The sequence below is a fragment of the Nitrosospira sp. Nsp11 genome, assembly GCF_900142705.1.
Classification (GTDB): Bacteria; Pseudomonadota; Gammaproteobacteria; order Burkholderiales; family Nitrosomonadaceae; genus Nitrosospira.
On record NZ_FRBV01000007.1, the window covers coordinates 14,981 to 38,914 of the forward strand.

The following is a 23,934-nucleotide window of genomic DNA, read 5'->3' on the forward strand; positions in this document are numbered from 1 at the left end:
ACGCCGGGAGTAGCCGGAGCGCCTTGCCGAATTGTTGCGCAAAACCGCCCGGAAAGGTAGTACAGAGACAGCTCGGTTTGAACTGGGACGCTCCTTCCTTTTCTATATATGAATCGCGCGTTTATCCACGCTCAGCGCCGCCTCGTGCAATACTTCGGAAAGCGAGGGATGGGCATGAACGATGCGCGCAATATCTTCACTGCTGGCCGCGAATTCCATTGCGACCACCGCTTCGGCAATCATCTCTGAAACGTAGGGACCGATCATGTGGATGCCCAGGATGCGGTCGGTGTTCGCGTCAGTCAGTACTTTGACGAAGCCACCTGTCTCTCCGAGCGCGCGTGCACGACCGTTAGCCATGAAGGGGAACTGTCCCGCCTTATATTGAACGCCTCCCGCTTTCAGTTCCTGCTCGGTTTTGCCCACCCAGGCAATTTCCGGTGAGGTATAAATTACCCAGGGGACCGTATCGAGATTCACGTGTCCAGCCTGACCCGCAATGGTCTCGGCAACCGCGACACCTTCCTCGGAAGCCTTATGCGCCAGCATGGGCCCGCGCACCACGTCACCCACAGCATATATATTCGGGAGGTTGGTACGGCAATTGCTGTCTACTTCAATATAACCCCGCTTATCCAGCTTCAGCCCGATATTTTCCGCGCCCAATTCAGCCGTATTGGGAACGCGTCCCACCGCGACAATCAGTTTATCCACTTCGAGTTTTTGTGAGATCCCCTGTATGTCCTCTGCGTCTGCGTACTCAACGGTGATACTTTTTTCACCCGTTTTGATCCCGCTTATCTTGATACCTGTTTTTATCACCAGGCCTGATTCTCGGGTGAAGATTTTTCGCGCCTCCTTCGCCACTTGCTCGTCGGCGGCCATGAGAAACCCGGGCAGCGCTTCAAGAATGGTGACTTCCGAACCGAGCCTCCGCCATAGACTGCCCATTTCGAGGCCAATCACGCCCCCGCCGATGACGCCCAGTCGTCCCGGCGCTTCTTTCATCGCCAGTGCACCCGTGTTATCCAGTATTCGCTCATTGTCCACGGGTGCGAACGGCAGCGTGCGCGGGGTTGAACCCGTGGCGATGATGACGTGTTTTGCCTCGATGGCCTCCGTCTGGTCCCCATTCTTCACCTCGATCTGCCAAAGACTATGGTTGCCACTAGCGTCTTTGCCGCTCTTGAGCAAGGTGCCATGCCCGTGCATTGACGCGACTTTATTTTTTTTGAGCAGCATGGCCACGCCGCCGGTGAAGCCTGCGACAATCTTGTCCTTGCGAGACATCATTACCGGGATGTCCACCGACAAACCCTCGATCCTGATTCCATGAGCAGAGAATTTATGGGCGGCACGTTCATAATTTTCCGATGATTCAAGGAGCGCCTTCGATGGGATGCAGCCCACATTCAGGCAGGTTCCACCAAGGCTGGGCTTGCCCTGCGGATTTTTCCACTCATCTATACATACGGTATTGAGCCCTAACTGGGCGCAACGGATTGCCGCGACGTAGCCGCCAGGGCCCGCGCCGATTACTGCGACGTCAAAAAGTTGGGACATATTTTCACTTATAAAAAAACAGGGTACAGGAGGAATGCGTAGCGCTTATGAAATTGCGGCTTGCCTGGCGTCTCAGGCTTCCAGTAACGGGCTCATGGGATATTCCAAAGCCTCTTTCATCGCCACTAAAGAGAGTACCGCTTCACGTCCGTCGATGATACGGTGGTCGTAGGAAAGCGCGAGATAACACATCGGACGAATCACTACCTGTCCATTCTCGGCTACTGGCCGCTCCTTCGTGGCATGGATACCCAGAATCGCGCTCTGGGGGGGATTGATAATGGGTGTTGAAAGCATCGAGCCGAATATGCCGCCATTGGTGATGGAGAAGGTGCCGCCCGTCAGCTCTTCCATCGTTAATTTGCCATCAAGGGCGCGCTTGCCGAAGTCTGCGATCTGCCTTTCAATCCCCGCCTGTGACAAAGCGTCCGCATTTCGAATGATGGGAACCACCAACCCGCGCGGACTGCTTACCGCGATGCCTATGTCGTAATAGCCGTGATAGACGATGTCATTTCCATCCACGGATGCATTGACGACAGGAAATTTTTTCAACGCCGCTACCGCCGCCTTGACAAAAAACGACATGAGGCCAAGCTTGATGCCGTGCTCTTTTTCAAAACTCGTCTTGTAGCGGGCGCGCAGTTCCATTATCGCTTGCATGTTCACTTCGTTGAACGTGGTAAGTATCGCGGCGGTGGATTGGGACTGAACGAGTCGTTCGGCGATACGCGCCCGCAACCGGGACATCGCCACCCGTTGTTCGGGTCTGTCACCCGCAAGCGCGGGTGCGGCTGTCGCGGACGGTGCCATAGTCGTGGTTGAAGGTGCAGGTGCAGGAGTTGCCGAAGGGGCGCGGCCTGCCGGTGACGGCGAGGGAGAAGGCGCGCCAGAGGGCGAAGGTTTCTTTTCCACATGGGCCGCCACGTCCTCTCTCGTAATTCGGCCATCGCGTCCGCTACCTTTAATCGAGCTGATTTCACCCACATCAAGATTTGCCTGCGCCGCCAAATGTTGCGCGGCCGGCATCATCGTCGGGGCTGCCGCAACAGCGGAGGTGGCCTCGGGAGCGAATGTCACGCTTGAGGAAGCAGACTCCGCCGCCGCATCTGGAGCCGCTTTGGTTTCGGCTGGAACCGCCTCGGTGTCTATGGTGGCGATGATCTCGCCGCCTGCTACTATCGTCCCGTCGCCCTTGACGATTTTGGCCAATACGCCAGCGGCCGGCGCCGGTAACTCCATCACGACTTTATCTGTTTCGACATCAATCAGATTCTCGTCTCTATCAACATGTTCGCCTTCTTTTTTATGCCAGGAAAGCAATGTGGCTTCCGCCACGGATTCGGATAAAACCGGAACTTTGACATCGACGAGCATGATTCTTCCTTTGGCTTAAATTTTTTCGCGAAACGCTGCCACTATCAATTCGTTCTGCTGAAATTTGTGTTTCGCCAGATACCCTACTGCCGGGGAGGCTGACGACGGCCGCAACGCATAGCCTAAACTTTGGTCGGGACGCTTGTGCCGCAGCAGATAGTGCTGAATACGGTGCCAGGCGCCCTGGTTGCCGGGCTCCTCCTGACACCAGAGTATATCTTTAGCTTGAGAATAGCGGTCAACCTCAATCTGGAAATCGTCATGTGGAAAAGGGTACAACTGCTCGATACGAACAATTGCGATATCCTTGATTCCGTGTTGCCGGCGATAAGCCAGCAGTTCGTAATATATTTTGCCGCAGCAGGCGATGACGCGCCGTACATTTTGGGGATCGAGCTTGTCCATCTCCGGAATCACGTTCCGGAAACTGCCGTTGGCCAGATCTTCGAGACTTGAGAAGGACTCCTTATGCCGCAGCAGGCTTTTAGGACTCATGATGATAAGCGGCTTGCGCATTGGCCGGATCATTTGCCGCCGAAGCATGTGAAACATCTGTGCGGAGGTGGATGGAACGCACACCTGAATATTGTATTCGGCGCAGAGTTGCAGAAAACGCTCCAGCCGTGCGGAGGAGTGCTCGGGCCCTTGCCCTTCATAGCCGTGCGGCAGCATCATCACCAGGCCGCATAGACGGCCCCATTTGGCTTCGCCGGAGGCGATGAACTGGTCTATTACAACCTGCGCACCGTTTGCAAAATCGCCAAACTGCGCTTCCCATACTACCAGTTCATTTGGTTCCGCGGTTGTATAGCCGTACTCGAAGCCCAGCACGGCTTCTTCCGAGAGTACAGAATCGATGATAACGAAACCGGGTTGCTCGGGAGCAATATGGCGAAGGGGAACGTACGTTCCCTCGTTCCATCGCGCCCGGTTCTGGTCATGCAGCACAGCATGGCGGTGAAAAAAAGTTCCACGTCCCGAATCTTGTCCGGAAATGCGCACCGCATATCCGTCTTTCAGAAGCGCCGCATAAGCAAGGGTTTCAGCCATTCCCCAATCCAGCGGTAATTTTCCTTCGCCCATCAAACGGCGGTCGGCGATGACCTTTTCCACCCGTGCATGTAACTTGAACTTGGAGGGAATATCCGTTAACCGCGTGGCCAGATTTTTTAATTCCGCTATCGGCAGCCCGGTCTGCACCTTCATGTCCCACTTGTTATTCTTCAGGAAGGGTGTCCAGTCCACCGCGTTCGAAGATTTGTAGCCATAAAGAATGGTTTTGTTGGGGTTGCGGCCTCTATCCATGTCATCCCGATAGGCTTTTACCATCAGCTCGGCCTGGCCGGCGCCGATGACGCCTTCGGCTTCCAGTTTGTCGGCATAGAGCTTGCGCGTGCCGGGATGGCGGCCGATAATCTTGTACATCAGCGGTTGAGTCACCATGGGTTCGTCCTGCTCATTGTGGCCGAGGGTGCGAAAACAAACCATGTCCACGACCACATCCTTATGAAACTTCATCCGAAAATCAAGCGCAATCTCAGCCGCCATGACGACTGCCTCAGGGTCATCCCCGTTGACATGGAGAATCGGCGCTTCGATCATTTTTGACACATCAGTGCAATAAAGTGTAGAGCGCGTATCACGTGGATCAGAAGTTGTGAAACCGATCTGGTTATTGATAATGACGTGTATCGTGCCACCGGTACCGTAGCCGCGCGTTTGCGACAGATTCAGGGTTTCCATCACCACGCCCTGAGCCGAGTATGCAGCGTCGCCATGCAGAAGCACAGGCAGCGCCAGATCGCCCTGCCTGTCTCGCAGACGCTGCTGACGGGCGCGCACCGAGCCTTGCACTACCGGGTCTACAATTTCCAGATGTGATGGGTTGAATGCCAGCGTCAGGCGCATCGTACCGCCCGGAGTGGATACCGCGGAAGAAAAACCCTGATGATATTTGACGTCGCCTTCAGTCAGGTCCTGCGCATATTTGCCTTCGAATTCCTGGAACAGATCGCTCGGCAACTTCCCCAATGTGTTGACCAGGACATTAAGCCGTGCGCGATGGGCCATGCCGATGATAACCTGCTGCACGCCCATCTGGCCCGCGCGCTGCAGCAGGTTATCCAATAGCGGAATCAGGCTTTCGCCGCCTTCGCCGGAAAAGCGCTTCTGTCCGACATAGCGTGTGTGCAGATACTTTTCCAATCCTTCTGCCGCATTGAGGCGTTCCAGGATATGGCGTTTGTATTCAGGGGAAAACCGGGATTGTGCGCGCGAACCTTCGATACGATTCTGTATCCACCGTTTTTGCTCGGTATCGGTAATGTACATATACTCGACACCGATACTGCCACAGTAAGTTTCCCGCAGTATGCGCAGAATGTCCGCCAACGATGCGCGCGGCGGACCGATCAATGAGCCGGTGCCAAAAACCGTACTCATGTCCGCTTCTGTCAGCCCGTAATAGGTGGGTTCAAGTTCGGGAATATGCGGCTTTTCCTGATGTTTGAGGGGGTCGAGGTCAGCATGGCGCACCCCCAGGAAACGGTATGCATTGATGATTTGTAATACCGCTATCTGTTTGCGTTCCGTTTCCAGGTCGTAATCGTCCTGTAGAAATTCCTGATCGGGGCTATGTCCGCTGAGGCGCCAGGGCGCTGCCGCTGGTCGGCTGAACGATTCGACTTCCGATGAGTACGAAACATTTTGAGAAGCCTGTCCAGCAGATCCGCCCGTTCCGTCTGCCTGCCGCAGTTTGTCGAAGTATGCATGCCATTCCGGCGGAACCGATTCCGGATTTTGCATGTACTTTTCATAAAGCCCTTCAATGAAGGACGCATTGGTACCGAACAGCAAGGAATCCTCAAACAGTTGCTTCATCATGGCTGGAGATCTCCTGGCTGGCAGAGCGAGACTACTTGCGTAACGCAATCGAGACTACATCTCGTGTGGTGGCCCCAGTATAGAGCTGACGTGGTCGCCCTATTTTATAGTCCGGATCGGAAATCATTTCGTTCCACTGGGCAATCCAGCCTACCGTGCGTGCCATGGTAAAAATGGCAGTGAACATGGAGACTGGAATTCCCAAAGCACGCTGCACAATGCCGGAATAAAAATCAACATTGGGATAAAGTTTCTTGGAGATGAAATATTCGTCTTCAAGCGCAATTTTCTCCAGTTTCAGCGCCAGCTTGAACAAGCGATCGTCGTGCAGCCCCAGTTCGCTCAGCACTTCATGGCAGGTTTCGCGCATCAGCTTGGCGCGGGGATCAAAATTTTTGTATACACGGTGGCCGAAGCCCACCAGCCTGAAACTGTCATTTTTGTCTTTAGCGCGCTCGATGTACTCGCCGATGCGCGAGTCGTCCCCAATTTCCTCCAGCATGTTCAGGCAGGCTTCGTTTGCTCCACCATGCGCAGGTCCCCATAAGCAGGCGATACCGGCTGAGATGCAGGCAAATGGATTGGCGCCGCTAGAGCCGGCAAGCCTCACGGTGGAAGTGGAAGCGTTCTGCTCGTGATCGGCATGCAGGATCAAAATACGATCCAGCGCTCGCGCAAGCACCGGGTTGGGCTTATATTCCTCGGCGGGCGTGGCGAACATCATGTGCATGAAGTTTTCCGCATAGCTAAGATCGTTGCGCGGATATACGAAAGGCTGGCCGATATTATATTTATAGGTCATTGCCGTAATGGTAGGTAGCTTTGCTACCAGCCGGAAGGCCGACAGTTCACGGTGGTTGGCATCGGAAATATCCATCGCGTCATGATAAAACGCCGACAATGCGCCGACTACGCCGACCATCACCGCCATGGGATGGGCATCACGGCGAAAACCGGTAAAAAAGCGCGCGAGTTGCTCATGCACCATCGTATGATCTTTGATGGTCTTGACGAACGCGGACTTCTGACTTCTGGTCGGCAGTTCTCCATTCATCAGCAAATGGCACACTTCCATGAAATCACATCGCTTGGCCAATTGCTCGATCGGGTAGCCCCGATAAAGCAGAATGCCCTTATCGCCATCAATGAAAGTTATTTTGGAACTGCAACTGGCGGTGGACAGGAAGCCGGGGTCGTAGGTGAATACCCCGCTCTTGGCATGCAGAGTACGAATGTCTACCACATCCGGGCCCATACTGCCGGCCATGATAGGAAATTCAGCCGGATGATTGCCGTTATCCAGATTGAGAGTCGCTATATGTTTTTGCTCCATGTCGTTCCCCCCTTATTTTCTTTTCAGCAAAAAAAGCCGCGATGATGCAATTAAACCTAAATCCGGTAGTTGGGCAGGGTGGAGTGTGTTCAATCCACCCCGTAGCCAACTCACCAGAAAGGTGAAGGCCAAGTGATAAAAAAAGTCGTTATGGATCATAACGCTAAACTGAAAAATAAGCGATCAACTGCCGGATTTAGATTAAATAGTCCGCAAGAGATGCAATACGGGTTGCAGTCTCATATCCTCCGCTTCTTTTTTTAGCGCGATCATATCCCACAAGTCATTATCAGGAAGATCCAGCAATATTTCAAATTGCCGGAGCTCGGCTTCATCCAGTTTAACGTAATACGCATCCATAAACCGTTGCAGCACGATATCCAGTTCCAGCAGGCCACGACGGCAACGCCATCGGGCACGCTCCAGTTTCCTCATACCGTTCTTTTAACCATCATATCTTTGATCCGTCCGATGGCGCTGGTGGGATTCAATTCCTTGGGGCATACATCGACGCAGTTCATGATGGAATGGCAGCGGAACAGGCGGTAGGGGTCTTCCAGATAATCCAGGCGCTCAGCTGTGGCCTGGTCGCGGCTGTCGGCGAGAAAGCGATATGCCTGCAACAGTCCGGCTGGGCCCACGAATTTATCAGGATTCCACCAGAATGAAGGACATGCAGTGGAGCAGCATGCGCAGAGTATGCATTCGTATAGTCCATCCAGCTTTGCCCGGTCTTCAGGCGATTGCAACCGCTCGGTTTCCGGGGGGGGGTCATTGTTGATGAGGTAAGGCTTGATCGAATGATATTGCTGGAAAAATTGCGTCATATCCACGATCAGGTCGCGTATCACGGGAAGCCCGGGCAATGGCCGCAGTTCCACGGGCTCTTTCAACCCGGCTACTGGAGTAATGCACGCCAATCCGTTGCGTCCGTTGATATTCATTCCATCCGATCCGCATACCCCTTCACGGCAGGAACGCCGCAGGCTCAAGCTGTCATCCACGGTTTTTATTCGGATGAGCGCGTCCAGCAGCATCCTGTCCGCCGGTTCCAGCGCGATGTCATAGTCCCGCATATAAGGTTTTTCGTCCTTGTCGGGATCGAAGCGAAAAATGGAGAATTTCATAGTTTGTTAACCTTTCGGCGGATGTAAGAAGATATCGGGCGCTACTCTTGCGATACGCAAGGGATAACACATAGACGTTTCCTCATCAAGCACCCGTGATAGAAAAACGCAAACAACCGACCAGCCGGAAAGACATTTGAGACTGGCCGGTCAATCTTTACTCGACAGGAATGACCTGTTTTGCATCCCAAATCTTGCTGGCATATTGCATGATGGTATGGTCACTGGAAAATTTACCCATGTTGGCAATATTCAGAATTGCCTTTCGTATCCACTCGTCCTGATTCTGGTATGCGATCGCAACCTTTTCCTGGCAAGCGATGTAAGAGGCATAATCCGCCAACAGCATGTACTTGTCGCCGCCCTGCAAGAGAGAATCTACAATAGGTTTAAAGCGGCCCGGCTCACTTATGGAAAAAAAGCCCGAAGCGATCATATCCAGCGCCGTCCGCAATTCCGCGTTATCGTGGTAAAAATCCCACGGACGATAACCCTTTACTTTCGCCTCGGCGACCTCCGCCGCCGTGAGGCCAAATATGAATATGTTGTCCTCCCCGACTTCGTTGCGGATTTCGATATTTGCGCCATCCAGGGTGCCGATTGTGAGTGCGCCATTCAATGCCAGCTTCATGTTCCCGGTACCGGAAGCCTCTGTACCTGCTGTTGAAATCTGCTCGGAGAGGTCTGCCGCCGGAATCATTTCTTCCGCGGTCGATACATCGTAATTGGGTATGAATACCACTTTCAGACGGCCGGCTACCTTTGGATCGTTATTGACGATATCCGCGATGTCGTTGATAAGCTTGATTATGAGCTTGGCCGTGGCGTAGCCGGGCGCCGCCTTGCCACCGAAAATTACGGTACGCGGGACGTAGTGGGCATCTGGATCCTCACGAAGGCGGTTATATAGTGTGACAATATGCAGCACGTTGAGAAGTTGCCGCTTATATTCATGAATACGTTTGATCTGGACGTCGAACAGCGAATCTGCGCTGATATCAATGTTGTGCTTTTGCTTCAGCATAGTGACGAATCGCTCCTTGTCCGCGCGCTTCACGGCAGCGAACTCCTCGCGGAAAGAAGCCTCGTCGGCAAGCGGAATCAGATTTTTCAACTGACTCAAGTTCTTGACCCAGCCAGCGCCGATGCGTGAAGTAATAAGTTCAGCCAAGCGTCGATTAGCCTGATTCAGCCAGCGGCGCGGCGTAATACCGTTGGTGATATTGATGATCTTGCCGGGAAAAAACCTGTCGAAATCCGCAAATATGGTCTGCTTCATCAGTTCGGTATGAATTTGTGCTACCCCGTTCACTTTATGGCTACCTATAATGGCAAGATGTGCCATGCGGACCCGCCTGCCTCCTTCCTCGTCAATGATGGACATGCGACGCAGTATTTCGGTATCGCCAGGATATCGGTGCATCACATCTTTCAGAAAGCGACGATTGATTTCGTAGATGATTTGCATATGGCGCGGCAGGACATTCTCGAACAGGGTGACCGCCCACGTTTCGAGTGCCTCGGGCATCAGCGTATGGTTGGTATAGGCGAAAGTGCGGATCGTGATATCCCACGCTTTGTCCCAGTCGAGACGGTGCAAATCCACCAATATGCGCATCAGCTCCGGAATGGCGATGGCGGGATGCGTATCATTCAGCTGGATCGCGACTTTGTCCGGAAGGGCATCGAAATTGGTCTGGTACTTGTTATAGCGATAGAGGATGTCATGCAGTGAAGCGCATACGAAGAAGTATTGCTGTTTCAGGCGCAGTTCGCGCCCCATTGCCGTGGTATCGTCGGGATAGAGCACTTTGGACAAGTTTTCGGAATCGTTCTTATCCTCCACCGCTTTGACATAATTGCCCTCGTTGAAGTAGCGTAATTCGAAATCGCGCGTGGCTTTCGCAGCCCATAAACGCATGTTGTTGACAGTGTGGGTGCCATAGCCGGGGATAGGGGTATCAAATGCCATCGCCATTACGTCATCGGTATCGATCCAGTGATAGCGCGCTACACCATTCTCATCTTCATATTGAACCACACGACCGTGAAATTTGACCTGATGCAACACCTCGGCGCGGGGGAACTCCCAGGGGTTGCCGTAGCGTAACCAGTTATCCGGATGCTCCACCTGCCTGCCGTCCTCGATACGCTGGGCAAACATGCCGTATTCGTAGCGAATGCCATAGCCGTAACCCGGGAGGCTGAGTGTCGCCATGGAATCGAGGAAGCAGGCAGCGAGACGTCCCAGGCCGCCATTTCCCAACGCGGCATCCGGCTCTATTTCACGTACTTTGTCCAGGTCGATCCCCAAATCATTGCACGCCTCCCGGAATTGCTGATCAAAACCGAGATTATGTACGCTATTCATCAGGGTGCGCCCCATCAGGAACTCCAGGGAAAAGTAATAGACACGCTTGGCGTCATTGATGTAATAGCTGCGCATGGTCTCCATCCAGCGGTCGATCAGGCGGTTGCGCACCATATAGGCCGCAGCAAAGAATCTGTCGCGATTGATAGCGGTAATGGTGTCTTTGCCTACCGAATAGGTCAGGCCGTTGGAAAGAGAGTGTTTGATCGAATCCGTGTCGAAACCAACTTTTTCATGGTCAAAAATGGAAAGCTTTAAGGGATTATTCATGATTTATCCTGTTGGATTTACGATAAATACAAAGATGTCCATTAGAAGATACTGCTTTCATAAAACAGATACGGCAGCATCAATAAGCTTGCAAATCAGCGCCTTCGGGGTCAAGGGAGTGGCGCCAAAACTGATCGTCACTATCAAATAGGCGATAGGTACCTCGCGGCCCCCAACTGCCGGCGTGATAACCGTTGATGAAATCGCGCTCCATCGCCCATACCTTGATAATGGGATCGACTGCGCGCCAAGCCCATTCCACCTCATCAATACGAAGAAATAATGAATGATCGCCTTGCATCACGTCCAGCAGCAAGCCCTCGTAGGCGTCATGTTCCTGTTCGCTTTCCTTGCGGTATGTGGCATCCAGGCTGATGGTGCGAGTCGTCAGATCAAATCCTGGCACTTTTACCTGAAGTTCCATTTTCAAGGAGTCATTGGGCTGAATTCCCAGCATGATCCAGTTTGGGCGTGATGACTCGTGATGCTCCTGGTGCATTCGACGCAGCAAATCCTGAGGCGGCCTCTTGAAGCGGATACAAATTGCGGAACTGTTTTCCGCCATGCGTTTGCCGGTACGCAGATAAAACGGTACGCCAGCCCAACGCCAATTGTCGATGAACAGCTTCAGTGCCGCATAAGTTTCCGTGGCGCTGTCCGGCGCCACGCCGGGTTCGTCCACATAGGCGGGAACGGGTTTGCCATCAATGATGCCGTTGGTATATTGGCCGCGAAAGGCATGGGCGTGTACCGAATTTTGCGTGATCGGCCGTATTGCTTGCAGCACTTTTACTTTTTCGTCCCGCAAATGTTCTGCAGCCAAAGTTACCGGCGGTTCCATCGCCACCAGGGCGAGCAACTGCATCAGATGGCTCTGGATCATGTCGCGCAGCGCCCCGGCACCCTCGTAGTAGTCGGCGCGCCCGGCAATGCCCTGGGTTTCCGAATGCGTAATTTGCACATGGTCAATATAATGATTGTTCCATATCGGCTCCAGCAATATGTTAGCGAAGCGAAATACTATTACGTTTTGCACCGTACCCTTGCCCAGGTAGTGGTCGATGCGATAAATTTGCGGTTCATTCAAATGCCGGTACAGGCTCCCCTGCAAAGTCTGTGCACTCAGCAAGTCATAGCCGAAAGGTTTTTCAATTACCACGCGGCACCAGCCCCTCTGTTGATTAAGCAACCCTATCACGCCGAGCTTGTCGATAATCGCCGGGAAAGCCGAAGGTCGAACGGCCATGTAAAACACGGTGTTAGGTGGAAAGCCGGGGGTTTCTTCCAATACTTGCTTTAATCTGAGATAAGCATCGCCGTTGCCCGGGGGGTTGGCATGGTAATGCAAGCGGGCACTAAAACGCTCGAAGGCCTGCTCATCAATGCCATCCGCAAATTTGGACCGAAGCATCTTCGATACCTCCGCGATCCACTGACCATTGCTCCATGGTTCAAGGCTACAACCCAGTATCGCCATTTTTTCGGGCAAACGCCCGGCTACGTCCAGTCGAAACAGCGCAGGAATCAATTTGAGCCGCGACAGGTTCCCGCTCGCTCCGAAGATCACCAAGACGCAAGGTTCAATAGTTTTCATTCTGTATTCCCTCTTGTTTTATCGCTGGCGCCGAAGCGGTGCAAATTCTGAAAACATGACTGGCGACAGCCATGACCATTTTTGTCTTATCTGGCCATTCTTAAATGTCCCATCTATACCCGGTTTTCGTTTGACATGGGACGCTCTTGACTTTCGTTATTGCAATTTTTGATGCGTTTAAAACAGTTGATGCTTAATTAAAATCCGTGGTTGTTTGTTTTCGTTAGTAGACTCTTGCCTTCGGCGGGAAAGAATCCACGGTCAACGGCTTCAACCGGACCGGCTTGTAATCCAGCCGGCGGCCTGCGCTGAAATACAACGTATGCTTGAGCCATTTGTCGTCATCCCGGTTGGGAAAATCATCGCGCGCATGGGCGCCGCGGCTTTCAGTGCGCGCTTCCGCCGAAATCATGCTGGCCAGGGCTACTTCCACTAAATTGTCGAGCTCCAGCGCTTCTACCCGCGCGGTATTGAATACCCTGCTTTTGTCCCTGATCTCAGTGTGCCCGGCGCGCTTGGCCACTTCTTCGATCTTTTCCACTCCCTGCCTGAGCATGTCCGGGAAACGGAATACGCCGCAATGTGCCTGCATGGTCTTGCGTAAATCGTCGCTTACTTGCGCCACATTCTCACCATCCTTCTGGTTGTTCAGGCGGTCAAGACGCGTGAGCGCTTTGTCGGCGGCATCGGCAGGCAGTTGTTTGTGATGCGGATGCCTGTTCAAATCCTCGATGATCTGATTGCCCGCGGCACGGCCGAAAACGATGATATCGAGTAGCGAATTGGTTCCAAGGCGATTGGCGCCGTGTACGGATACACAAGCGCATTCCCCCACGGCATAAAACCCCTGCACGACTTCCTCGGGTCCGGTTTTATACGGCGCAACCACCTGTCCATAAAGATTGGTGGGAATGCCACCCATCATATAGTGCGCGGTAGGCACCACTGGGATCGGATCACGGATCGGGTCTGTATGGGCAAATTTCATGGCGATTTCACGAATGCCTGGCAGTCGCGCCTTGATCACATCCGCACCGAGATGATCGAGTTTCAGCAGCAGATGGTCGGCATCCCTGCCGCAGCCGCGGCCTTCTTTTATTTCCATGGTCAGCGCACGCGATACCACATCCCTGCTGGCCAGGTCTTTAGCGTGAGGCGCGTAGCGTTCCATAAAGCGCTCGCCATTTTTATTGAGCAAATAGCCGCCTTCGCCGCGCACCGCTTCGCTGATAAGTATGCCGACTCCATACACGCCAGTAGGGTGAAACTGCCAGAATTCCATATCCTGCAGGGGGATGCCGGCACGTACTGCCATGCCGAGACCATCGCCTGTATTGATCAATGCATTAGTGCTGGCGCTGAATATGCGAGCGCCGCCACCGGTCGCGAATAGCGTCGCCCTTGCTTGCAGGAGCATGACTTCACCGGTTTCGATGTCCAGCGCTGCCACGCCGCACACATCCCCTTCTTCATCACGAATCAGATCCAGCCCCATCCATTCAACAAAAAACTGGGTGTTGGCCTGTACATTGCGCTGATATAACGTATGCAGCATGGCGTGGCCGGTGCGATCCGCCACGGCGCACGAGCGCGTTGCCTGTGCGCCGCCGAAATTCTGTGATTGGCCGCCAAAGGGACGCTGGTAAATTTTTCCGCTCTCCAGGCGATCGAACGGCATGCCGAAATGCTCCAGCTCATACACAACTTCGCTGGCCTGGCGGCACATGAATTCGATAGCGTCCTGATCGCCGAGATAATCCGAGCCTTTCACGGTATCGTACATATGCCAATGCCAGTTATCCTCCGTGACATTTCCGAGCGCCGCGGCAATACCACCCTGCGCAGAAACCGTATGGGAACGGGTGGGGAAAACCTTGGATAGCACGGCTACCTTGAGTCCCGCCTCGGACAATTGTAATGCCGCACGCATACCGGCGCCCCCGGCGCCCACGATTACCGCGTCGAATTTTCGTTTACTCGTCGTCATGCCATCTCCAAGGCCCACAAAATTTCCGCAGACCAGATCGTATAAAATATCAGGGACAGGATGACCAGTATCTGTAGCGTCAGGCGAATGCCGGTAGGGTGAACATAATCCATCAGGATATTGCGCATCCCGATCCATGCATGCCAGAAGAGGCTGACAAGAAACAGGAAGGAGGCGGTCCGCATCCACCGATTACTGAATATTGCTTTCCAGGACGCCTCATCATGTGGCGGCGAAATCATAAATATTGTCGCAAGTAAAAGAGTAAAGACAATCATGACCACTGCGGTGATGCGCTGAGCCAGCCAGTCACGCAGACCGTAATGAGCGCCGGTTATGACACGCTTTACCATATCCATGCCCCCATCAGTAGCGTGAGAATGATCCCTATGGCCAGCACTATCTTGCTGGTGAGGCGCGCCTGCTCCAGCTTGCCGCCATAATGCAGATCCAGCGCCAGATAGCGAATGCCGGCACAAAAATGATGCAGGAAAAACCACAAAAAAAGTGTTAACGCCACCTTGAAAAGCGGGTTTGTCAGAAACGATTGGAATTGAGCGTAGCCTTGTGGTGAGTTTAATATCAGGTCAAGGCCGCAAAGGAGAAGCGGAATGCCGGGAAAGAACAGCAGCGCTCCGCTCAAGCGATGCAGGATCGAGATGATGGCAGGAAGCGGCTGCCTGATTTCCAGCAGATTAAGATACTTGGGACGTTTTCTCTGCAATTTTTGCTCTCCCGTAACATCGGATTCTGCATCCACGGATTAGTGTAGACCGTTATATCGAGCGGCACAACCTAAGCCTCTTCATAAATAATCCCTAAAAAAAATAAGGCATTACATTCGAATTCAGCCTAAAGGAATCCCCAACGAATTTGAATTGGCAGCAGCGCCCAATATTTTTCCAAGCGGAATTATTTGATGTATTAAAAAGATTCTTTTTTTAAATCCTTCGCATCGAGCAGGATGCTTGAGCATAAAAATGCGAATATGACGGCAAGCGCATGCTCTCCGGTGATGACTGAATTTCGAACCTGAGCACGTTAGACAAGCATGCCGGATGCGTGGTAAATTCCAGAAAATTTCTTGTCCCGGCAACTCACCTACAGGAGTGCAGGAATGGATCATCCTATTCGCGTGGCGATCACGGGTGCAGCCGGCCAGATCGGTTACAGTCTGCTGTTTCGCATCGCTGCGGGAGACATGCTTGGCAAGGACCAGCCTGTCATCCTGCAATTGCTGGACATACCACCATCATTGCCTGCGCTAAAGGGGGTCGTAATGGAGCTCGATGATTGCGCATTCCCGCTGCTGGCCGGCGTAACCATCACCGATGATCCCAAATCCGCTTTCCGCGACGCCGACATCGCAATGCTCGTGGGTGCGCGTCCACGCAGCAAGGGCATGGAGCGTAAAGATTTGCTGGAAGCAAATGGCGCCATATTCATCGGACAGGGCAGGGCGCTGAATGAAGTTGCCAGCCGCGACGTGAAAGTCCTGATCGTGGGCAACCCTTGCAATACCAACGCCTACATCGCCATGAAAAACGCGCCTGACCTGAAGCCGGCCAATTTTTCTTCAATGATGAGGCTGGATCATAATCGCGCCTTATCACAAATTGCCAACAAACTTGGACAATCGGTTGGCAGCGTAAGAAAAATGATCGTCTGGGGTAACCATTCCGCTACCCAATATCCCGACTTGAATCATGTCGAGGTTGGCGGCGATAAGGCCACTTCCCTCATCGACGACCCTGCCTGGGTAGAAGATTATTTTATCCCTACCGTGCAGCACCGTGGTACGGCGGTCATCGAGGCGCGTGGCATGTCGAGCGCAGCAAGCGCCGCTAATGCCGCCGTCGATCATATCCGTGATTGGGTTTTCGGCACGCCAGAAAATGACTGGGTATCCATGGGCATCCCGTCCGATGGCAGCTATGGGATTCCTGATGGTGTTATGTATGGTTTTCCAGTGGTCTGCAAGAAGGGGGCCTACCATATCGTTCCTGATCTGGAGATCACCGAATTCAGCAAGGAAAAAATGCAGGCCACCTATCAGGAACTGGTGGATGAGCGAGATTCGGTGAAGCATTCGCTCGGATAATCCCAGTTGATTTTTCAGCTTTTATGATCATCTCCGCTGGTTCCCGTTTTCGCGCCGCGCTTGCCGAGGAGAAGCCTCTGCAGGTTGCGGGTTGCATCAATGCGTATGCGGCGCGCCTGGCCGCCGGTACCGGGTTCAAAGCGCTTTATCTTTCCGGCGGCGGCGTGGCGGCGTCGTCGCTGGGCGTGCCCGATCTTGCCATTTCGACGCTGGACGATGTGCTGACCGATGTACGCCGCATCACGGATATTACCGATGTGCCGCTACTGGTGGATGCGGATACTGGCTTCGGTGGCGTTCTTAATGTCGCCCGCGCGGTTAAATCAATGATTAAAGCCGGCGCAGCGGCGATGCATATCGAAGATCAGGTCGAGGCCAAGCGTTGCGGCCATCTTCCGGGCAAGATGATCGTCAGCGAGGCGCAAATGGTGGACCGTATCAAGGCTGCGGTCGATGCCAGGACCGATCCCGAGTTTGTCATTATGGCGCGCACGGATGCACTGGCGGTCGAAGGTCTGCAATCTGCCATGGACAGGGCCTGCGCTTGTGTGGAAGCGGGCGCCGATATGATCTTTCCGGAAGCCGTGATTGAATTGGACACCTACCGCCGATTCGCCGCAGTGGTGAGAGTGCCGGTCCTGGCGAACATAACCGAGTTCGGCGCGACGCCTCTTTATACGGTGGAGGAATTGGCCAAGGCAGACGTTTCCCTGGTGCTTTATCCGCTATCCGCGTTTCGTGCCATGAGTGCCGCTGCCCTGAATGTGTACCGGGCAATACGCAACGAAGGCACCCAAAAGAAGACGATTGAAGCTATGCAGACTCGCGCCGAGCTATATCACTTTCTCGATTACCAGGCCTACGAGGAGAAACTGAATAACATGTTTTCCGAATCCAGAAAGCCTGAAAATGAATAAGACCACCGGAAGTACTCCTTCCAGAAGCAAGAAATCCGTGGTGTTGTCAGGTGTGATAGCGGGAAATACCGCCATCTGTAGCGTCGGCAGAACCGGCAACGACCTGCATTATCGCGGTTATGACATTCTCGACATGGCCGACAACTGTGAATTCGAAGAGATTGCCTATCTGCTGGTGCATGAGAAGTTGCCCACGCTGGGCGAACTGGCCGCGTATAAGGAGAAACTCAAAAGCCTGCGTGATCTGCCTGCCGGCATTAAAACCATTCTGGAAGCGATCCCGGCAACTGCTCATCCGATGGATGTGATGCGTACCGGCGTGTCCGCATTGGGCACGGTATTGCCGGAGGCGGAGAAACATACCGTCGAAGGCGCGCGCGATCTGGCGGACCGGCTTCTGGCCTGCCTCGGCTCAATCTTGCTTTACTGGTACCACTACTCCCACAATAATCGCCGCATAGAATTGGCAGTTGATGAGGATTCCATAGGTGGACATTTCCTGCGTCTGCTGCACGGCAAACCACCGCCTCAGTCGTGGGTGAAGGCCATGCATGCTTCGCTGGTGCTGTACGCCGAGCACGAGTTCAACGCTTCCACTTTTGCTGCTCGCGTGATTGCCGGCACGGGGTCCGATTTTTACTCGGCAATCACCGGCGCTATTGGCGCGTTGCGCGGCCCCAAGCATGGCGGCGCTAATGAGGTCGCATTCGATATCCAGACGCGCTATGCCAGCCCGGATGAGGCCGAGGCGGACATCCGCCGCCGTGTAACCGATAAGGAAATCATCATTGGATTCGGCCACCCCGTATATACAAGTGGTGACCCGCGTAACAGGATCATCCGGGAGGTTGCGAGGAAACTTTCAGTAGAAGCGGGCGATACGGAAATGTTCAGTATTGCCGAGAGATTGGAAACGGTAATGTGGGATATAAAGAAAATGTTCCCCAATCTCGACTGGTTCTCCGCCGTTGGCTATCACATGATGGGTGTACCGACAGCGATGTTCACACCGCTATTTGCGATTGCACGAACCAGCGGCTGGGCCGCGCACATCGTCGAGCAGCGGGTGGACAACAAGATTATTCGGCCTTCTGCGAATTACATCGGGCCGGAGGAGCGGGAGTTTGTGCCGATTTCGGTGCGGGCGTAGAACTAGCTTAATTACCAGGATCATAAAAATATTTTGGTACCCATTAATCGCTCATGGGGAATGAGAGCTTCGCAACTGAAAGACTATAGCCTCTGGATTAAGAATGAGTACTGCAGTAAAACCTAAGCAATAAAGGTGCGGCAAACAAGGAATGCAGGATGCTTCTTGCTTCCATTGCAGGAAGACCACGTCCTTCCCATCACTCATTTATCCAGCGTTTAAATAGTTTAGAAAAGACCTTGGATTTCAATTAGCGGGAAAAAATACTTACTGTTAGATGATAGGTTTTATAATATGACCCGTTCTTCCGATAAATAATCATGTCATTGCAGGTCTCCAATATTCGCCCCCAACCCGATCAAGTGCTGGTGGACATCGCGAATTACGTTGTTGGTCGCCATATCCCCAGCACTCTTGCTTACGATACCGCGCGTCAGTGCCTGATGGATTCGCTGGGTTGTGCGATGGAAGCGCTTACTTACCCGGCTTGCACCAAACTGCTGGGGCCGCTCATTCCCGGAACCACGGTGCCGGACGGAGCGAGAATTCCCGGTACACGATTCGAGCTCGATCCGGTACAGGCGGCATTCAATATCGGCACGATGATACGCTGGCTCGATTTCAACGATACCTGGCTGGCCGCGGAATGGGGTCATCCGTCGGATAACCTGGGCGGCATACTTGCCGTGGCCGACTGGTGTTCGCGCAAGGCTGTGGCCGGGGGAGAGAAACCGTTCATCATGCGCGACTTGCTGACGGCGATGATCAAGGCCCATGAAATCCAAGGTTGCCTTGCGTTGGAGAACAGTTTCAACAAGGTTGGGCTGGATCATGTCGTATTGGTGAAAATTGCATCCGTCGCCGTCGTGACGCATTTACTGGGCGGCAGCCGTGACCAGATCGTGGATGCACTTTCACAGGCTTGGGTGGATGGACAATCGCTGCGCACTTACCGTCACGCACCCAATACCGGCTCGCGCAAATCCTGGGCAGCGGGTGATGCCACCAGTCGAGCCGTCTGGCTAGCGCTGATTACTCTTAGAGGAGAAATGGGCTACCCTTCGGCACTCACGGCCAGGATCTGGGGGTTTTACGATGTATTGTTCAAGGGGCAATCGTTCAAATTCCCGAGGCCGGTCAAACAGTGGGGTTCGTATGTCATGGAAAACGTATTATTCAAGATTTCCTTTCCCGCCGAATTCCATTCCCAGACAGCGGCAGAATGCGCGATGCAACTGCACGGCCTTGTGAGGGAGCGGATCGCTGATATCAAGAGAATCATAATCCGCACTCACGAGGCTGCGACTCGCATCATCGACAAGAAAGGGCCGCTCAGCAATCCCGCGGACCGCGATCATTGCATTCAGTACATCGCTGCGGTGCCGCTTATTTTTGGAAGACTTACCGCTGCCGATTATGAGGATGATGTTGCTGCCGATCCCCGAATCGATGAATTACGCGAAAAAATGGTGTGTGTCGAGGATCCGCAATTTACCAGGGACTATTACGATCCTGAAAAGCGCGCTATCTCCAACGGCCTGACGGTGGAATTCAAAGACGGCAGCAAACTGGATGAAGTTGTGGTGGAATATCCCATTGGTCATCGGTTTCGCCGCAGCGAAGGCATCCCGCTACTTGAAGAAAAATTCAAAATCAACCTTGCGCGCCGTTTCCAGGCAAAGCAACAAAAGGCAATCATTGACCTCTGCCTCGACCAAAGGAAGCTGGAAGCAACACCGGTCAATGAATTTGTCGATATGTTTGTGGTTTAGCCCGAGATTTTCCTTCAGGGAATGGTGCAAGGGCAAGCACAATATCAGCCCGGTTCATGCCCGGTTTCGGCCAGATTTCTGCAATCTTTCCCCGGAGCAGGGCCTATATTCAGCAATATTTTAAGCGCTGTAAGCCGCAACTTCCACGACGCGCTTGCCGTTGGGTCCGCCGATAATCCTGCTACCAGCTGTTCAACGCCATCGACCTTTGCACCATCGCACGTGGATAAAAAGCGCTGCAACTCGTCACTGCTTCCGATACCCGTGCGACGGACGAAGTCAGGATAATCTTCGCGCAAGTGAGCAGCAAGCCAGGCCTGGTCTATCCATTGCTTCAACTGGCCGTAGCTGAAATAGGTGCGTACCGCCAGATCCACGGCATCGGCACTGCTCAGATTTTCAATGTTATCGAAACCTTCTCGTTCCAGCCTCAACTCATGGGAATAGCTCATTCCCGCCAGCATGGAGAGTGGAAGCGCACGGTAGCTGCCTTCGGACATAATATTTTTCATTACCTTGAGCGCCACGCGCTCGATCGCCAGTGATGCGCGTTTGGGGTAAAAGCCAAAGAAAAAGGCCACGACGGGAAGCATGCTCAAGCCTGCAGGGATTGTTGACTCTATCTCATTGGGATGGCGCTTGGAATTTCCCTGCGCATCCTCGCCAGCACGAGCAGTTGAAGCCGGGGTGTCGGACTTAGGCTCGATAGTGGACGAAGATTTAATGGAATCGCCGCCGCGTGTATCGGATGCGGCAGGAGCGGAAATAAGCTCCTCGGGGAGAGCAAGGTCGAAGGCGAAGGAGAGCACTAGCGCCAGTATGCTTGCAACGATCATACGAATGGCGCCATCGACGAAAGTGAGAGAAGTCAAATCCAACGTGAAGTACGCACGCACGACTGAGCCGATGAAATAGACGTAAGCGCCCAGGAAGCCAAATTGGAAAGCGATCTGATTCCGGATCAGGTGAGAATAATATGAGTCTGGATTTTTTCCGTATAACTCGGCGAAAGGTCCCATTGTCAACATGTTTGCGCCAAGACTGAAGTCGACGCCCATACCGCCCGGCGAAGAGACAGGTTTGAACAATAGCAGTATGGAAACGCCCAGCATCACCACTGTCGTAGTCAACCAGACGCTACCCCTATATTCGCCAAATGAAGCGCGCCGCCCCATTCTTCTGCGGATTTCGCCCCGACGCTCAGCCGGGACCTCATGTTGCAACCGGCGCTCCTTTCGGTCTGTCATGATTAGCGTATAGCTTAGCGCGAGCGAGGGCACGACCATCACCACCAGCAATGACATGACCAGGTTGTATTGAAAGAACACTGGGTCAAACCAGTGTGCGATAGCGCGGAAATCCTGATACTGCGTTCCATCCGGACGCAAGGGGGAACCAAGGGCCGATTCCAGCCCAAGGCTGATAAAAAAAAGCGACGGCAGCAGAAATATAAGCCAGTCATACCAAACCATGCGCCATTGTTTATCTTCATTCTGATCCATGCCATTTCCTCTTCAGCTTATTTTTCCTCCGCCGCAGCCATAGCCTCAGCGGCGGCCCGGGTCCAGAAAGGGAGGTGATCGAAAGGCCGCGCGGACCGAATATCTGGCAAACTCAGGCTCCATCCGAGCATCTCCACATGATCCGCGCGCAGGGTGCCACGAAATTCTCCCCATTGCGCGGAGCTAAGCGGAACCATTCCGTCGTTATCTTCGGAAATAATGCGCCCATAGGATTTGAGCCAGAAAGGAAGCTCGTCAGCACGGCGGCAGCTCGCGTAGGAAGCGTAATTTACATCTTCCCGGTCCGGGATAGACATGGCTGCGCATGCCTTCGGGGTCAACTCATCCAGCGCCGGGCGGCCAATATGCCGGAACCAGGCTGGAATTGGTCCGCGTGCTTCGAGCATCCATGCCGCCAATGGACTGCCGCGATGTGGTGTGGAAACAGTAAGCAAGCTTTTTATGCGACGGTCCGGATCTAGATAGGTAATCAGGTATCTGGCGTCAAGCCCACCCATGCTATGCGCCAACAAGGCAAAGGTAGATGTGTTGCCGCAGAGAAGTTTTGAGGCAAGCGTCTCTGCGCGCTCGGCTACGGTGCCAGCGGAAGGCACTTCGGGGATAAGGGGCGTAATATGCATATCGCGCAACGCTCCTTTTACGCCGCGAAAATATTCGATAGGCCCTCGATGTGAGAAACCGAGAAAGCCATGCAACAGAGCCAGCGTGGGGTGTGCCATAAGATGTTCTTATAAGAAAACCTGGCGAGCCGCATCCACATCAGCGGCAAAGTTTGCAGCATAGCGCGCTTTGCCCAGGCACAGGCAGAACTGCGTTATCACCATCCTCTTCTTCATACTAGACAATTTTCGGGATTCAAGCGGTATTTAGCGGGTTATGCCATTAACATTATTGATCAAGGAAAGCAGCCTCTTCCGGGCTCCAATGATAAACTAACCTTTTCCTCTTGTTCCACTGAATACAAGCGTTGGTTGGATCCAGAACCTCAACGGCCCAAGATCGCGGGAAATAGGAAGCTCTGAATAAGGACGCTTTGAATAAGACCTGCGCGGAAGGGTTCAAGCGGAATATAATTGAACACGTGTTCATGGTTACCCGGATCGGCATTGATTCACGTTACGCCAGTGTTATACATAAAATGAAAATAACCTGCGACATCAAAGGCAAGATAGCGCTTGTTACGGGAGCGAATCGCGGAATAGGTAACGCGATAGTCGATGCTTTTTTGCATCACGGAGCAACGAAAGTCTATGCTGCGGTTCGCAACCTGGATTCTGCCATACCCCTGACCGAGCATTACGGCGACATGGTGGAGCCAGTTCAGCTGGATCTGGCTGAACCGGAGACTATCACAGCGCTGGCGGATAGAACGAGTGATGTTCAGGTGGTGGTTAATAATGCGGCTGTCTTTAAGGCTTCAACCCCGCTGGACAGCGACGCGATAGATTCGCTTGAGCTGGCAATGAAGATCAATGTATTCGGGCTAATTCTCATGGCGCAAGCCTTTGCTCCCATTCTCAAGTCGAATGGGGGCGGTGCGTTCGTCCAGCTCAACTCGGTTGCATCATTGAAATGCGCTTCGAACTTTGCGACGCACTCCGCTTCCAAGGCGGCCACTTACTCTCTCACACAGGCGTTGCGCGAGTTGTTGGCTCAACAGGGCACAGCAGTGCTCAGCGTGCATCCCGGCCTTATTGCCACTGACATGTCCGATACGGCTGGCTTGAGTGGAAATGCCGAGCCTACGTCGATTGTTGCGGAAGGTATAATCGCCGCACTGAAATCAGGAGATTTCCATCTTTTTCCCGACAAAATGGCCAAACGCATCGGGCTTGCCTACCAGAGTTTTTCCGAAAGCGTAATCGAAACTGATATTGCAGAATATAAGACAAAAAAATAGCAAAGATATCGCCAAGTGATCTTGATTGAGAATCGTCAAATGACCCGCTCAGTTTGGTACGCTCAG

The 23,934-nt window shown here is 53.2% G+C and carries 18 protein-coding genes; 5 read left to right on the forward strand and 13 right to left on the reverse strand.

Annotated elements, in window-relative coordinates:
* Positions 1-102 precede the first annotated feature (102 nt).
* The 11 genes from lpdA to sdhC form a co-directional block, all read right to left on the reverse strand.
* Positions 103-1,563 carry a dihydrolipoyl dehydrogenase gene (gene lpdA, locus BUA28_RS09455; protein WP_072767875.1) on the reverse strand — a complete coding sequence of 487 codons (1,461 nt, stop codon included), beginning with the start codon at positions 1,561-1,563 and terminating at the stop codon, positions 103-105.
* Between the two features lie 72 nt (positions 1,564-1,635).
* Positions 1,636-2,940: a 2-oxoglutarate dehydrogenase complex dihydrolipoyllysine-residue succinyltransferase gene (gene odhB / locus BUA28_RS09460; protein WP_072767876.1), complete on the reverse strand. Its 1,305-nt coding sequence runs from the start codon at positions 2,938-2,940 to the stop codon at positions 1,636-1,638.
* A 15-nt stretch (positions 2,941-2,955) separates the two neighbouring features.
* Complete coding sequence (locus tag BUA28_RS09465; RefSeq protein WP_072767877.1) at positions 2,956-5,823, reverse strand: 2-oxoglutarate dehydrogenase E1 component; 2,868 nt, start codon at positions 5,821-5,823, stop codon at positions 2,956-2,958.
* Positions 5,824-5,854: 31 nt separating this feature from the next.
* A complete protein-coding gene (gene gltA / locus BUA28_RS09470) occupies positions 5,855-7,156 on the reverse strand; it encodes a citrate synthase (RefSeq protein ID WP_072767878.1) in 1,302 nt (433 codons plus the stop codon).
* 201 nt (positions 7,157-7,357) lie between these two features.
* On the reverse strand, positions 7,358-7,591 hold the full coding sequence (locus BUA28_RS09475; protein ID WP_072767879.1) for an FAD assembly factor SdhE: 234 nt from the start codon (positions 7,589-7,591) through the stop codon (positions 7,358-7,360).
* The gene (locus BUA28_RS09480; protein ID WP_072767880.1) at positions 7,588-8,283 is read right to left on the reverse strand and encodes a succinate dehydrogenase iron-sulfur subunit; all 696 of its coding nucleotides are present in this window, start codon (positions 8,281-8,283) and stop codon (positions 7,588-7,590) included. The genes BUA28_RS09475 and BUA28_RS09480 overlap by 4 nt, the downstream gene beginning before the upstream one ends.
* A gap of 157 nt (positions 8,284-8,440) precedes the next feature.
* A complete protein-coding gene (locus BUA28_RS09485; RefSeq protein WP_072767881.1) occupies positions 8,441-10,924 on the reverse strand; it encodes a glycogen/starch/alpha-glucan phosphorylase in 2,484 nt (827 codons plus the stop codon).
* Positions 10,925-11,003: 79 nt separating this feature from the next.
* On the reverse strand, positions 11,004-12,518 hold the full coding sequence (zwf, locus tag BUA28_RS09490) for a glucose-6-phosphate dehydrogenase (RefSeq protein WP_072767882.1): 1,515 nt from the start codon (positions 12,516-12,518) through the stop codon (positions 11,004-11,006).
* Positions 12,519-12,741: 223 nt separating this feature from the next.
* Entirely contained in the window at positions 12,742-14,505 is a 1,764-nt protein-coding gene (gene sdhA, locus BUA28_RS09495; RefSeq protein ID WP_072767883.1) for a succinate dehydrogenase flavoprotein subunit, read from the reverse strand.
* On the reverse strand, positions 14,502-14,858 hold the full coding sequence (gene sdhD, locus BUA28_RS09500) for a succinate dehydrogenase, hydrophobic membrane anchor protein (protein WP_072767951.1): 357 nt from the start codon (positions 14,856-14,858) through the stop codon (positions 14,502-14,504). Before sdhD ends, sdhA begins: the two co-directional genes overlap by 4 nt.
* Positions 14,852-15,229: a succinate dehydrogenase, cytochrome b556 subunit gene (gene sdhC / locus BUA28_RS09505; RefSeq protein ID WP_072767950.1), complete on the reverse strand. Its 378-nt coding sequence runs from the start codon at positions 15,227-15,229 to the stop codon at positions 14,852-14,854. Before sdhC ends, sdhD begins: the two co-directional genes overlap by 7 nt.
* Positions 15,230-15,622: 393 nt before the next feature.
* Here sdhC and BUA28_RS09510 point away from each other — a divergent pair, with 393 nt between their 5' ends.
* The 4 genes from BUA28_RS09510 to BUA28_RS09525 all read left to right on the forward strand — a co-directional run bounded on the left by BUA28_RS09510 (position 15,623) and on the right by BUA28_RS09525 (position 20,445).
* Entirely contained in the window at positions 15,623-16,606 is a 984-nt protein-coding gene (locus BUA28_RS09510; protein ID WP_072767884.1) for a malate dehydrogenase, read from the forward strand.
* A 23-nt stretch (positions 16,607-16,629) separates the two neighbouring features.
* A complete protein-coding gene (prpB, locus tag BUA28_RS09515; protein WP_072767885.1) occupies positions 16,630-17,523 on the forward strand; it encodes a methylisocitrate lyase in 894 nt (297 codons plus the stop codon).
* Positions 17,516-18,673: a bifunctional 2-methylcitrate synthase/citrate synthase gene (gene prpC, locus BUA28_RS09520; protein ID WP_072767886.1), complete on the forward strand. Its 1,158-nt coding sequence runs from the start codon at positions 17,516-17,518 to the stop codon at positions 18,671-18,673. The genes prpB and prpC overlap by 8 nt, the downstream gene beginning before the upstream one ends.
* 320 nt (positions 18,674-18,993) lie before the next feature.
* Positions 18,994-20,445, forward strand: a complete 1,452-nt coding sequence (locus BUA28_RS09525) for a bifunctional 2-methylcitrate dehydratase/aconitate hydratase (RefSeq protein WP_072767887.1) — start codon at positions 18,994-18,996, stop codon at positions 20,443-20,445.
* Between the two features lie 44 nt (positions 20,446-20,489).
* Here the strand turns inward: BUA28_RS09525 and BUA28_RS09530 are convergent, their stop codons facing one another.
* On the reverse strand, positions 20,490-21,947 hold the full coding sequence (locus BUA28_RS09530) for a hypothetical protein (protein ID WP_072767888.1): 1,458 nt from the start codon (positions 21,945-21,947) through the stop codon (positions 20,490-20,492).
* Between the two features lie 17 nt (positions 21,948-21,964).
* Positions 21,965-22,687, reverse strand: a complete 723-nt coding sequence (locus BUA28_RS09535; protein ID WP_072767889.1) for an esterase/lipase family protein — start codon at positions 22,685-22,687, stop codon at positions 21,965-21,967.
* Between the two features lie 368 nt (positions 22,688-23,055).
* Here BUA28_RS09535 and BUA28_RS09540 point away from each other — a divergent pair, with 368 nt between their 5' ends.
* Positions 23,056-23,868: an SDR family oxidoreductase gene (locus tag BUA28_RS09540; RefSeq protein WP_256598287.1), complete on the forward strand. Its 813-nt coding sequence runs from the start codon at positions 23,056-23,058 to the stop codon at positions 23,866-23,868.
* The last annotated feature ends 66 nt before the right edge of the window (positions 23,869-23,934 follow it).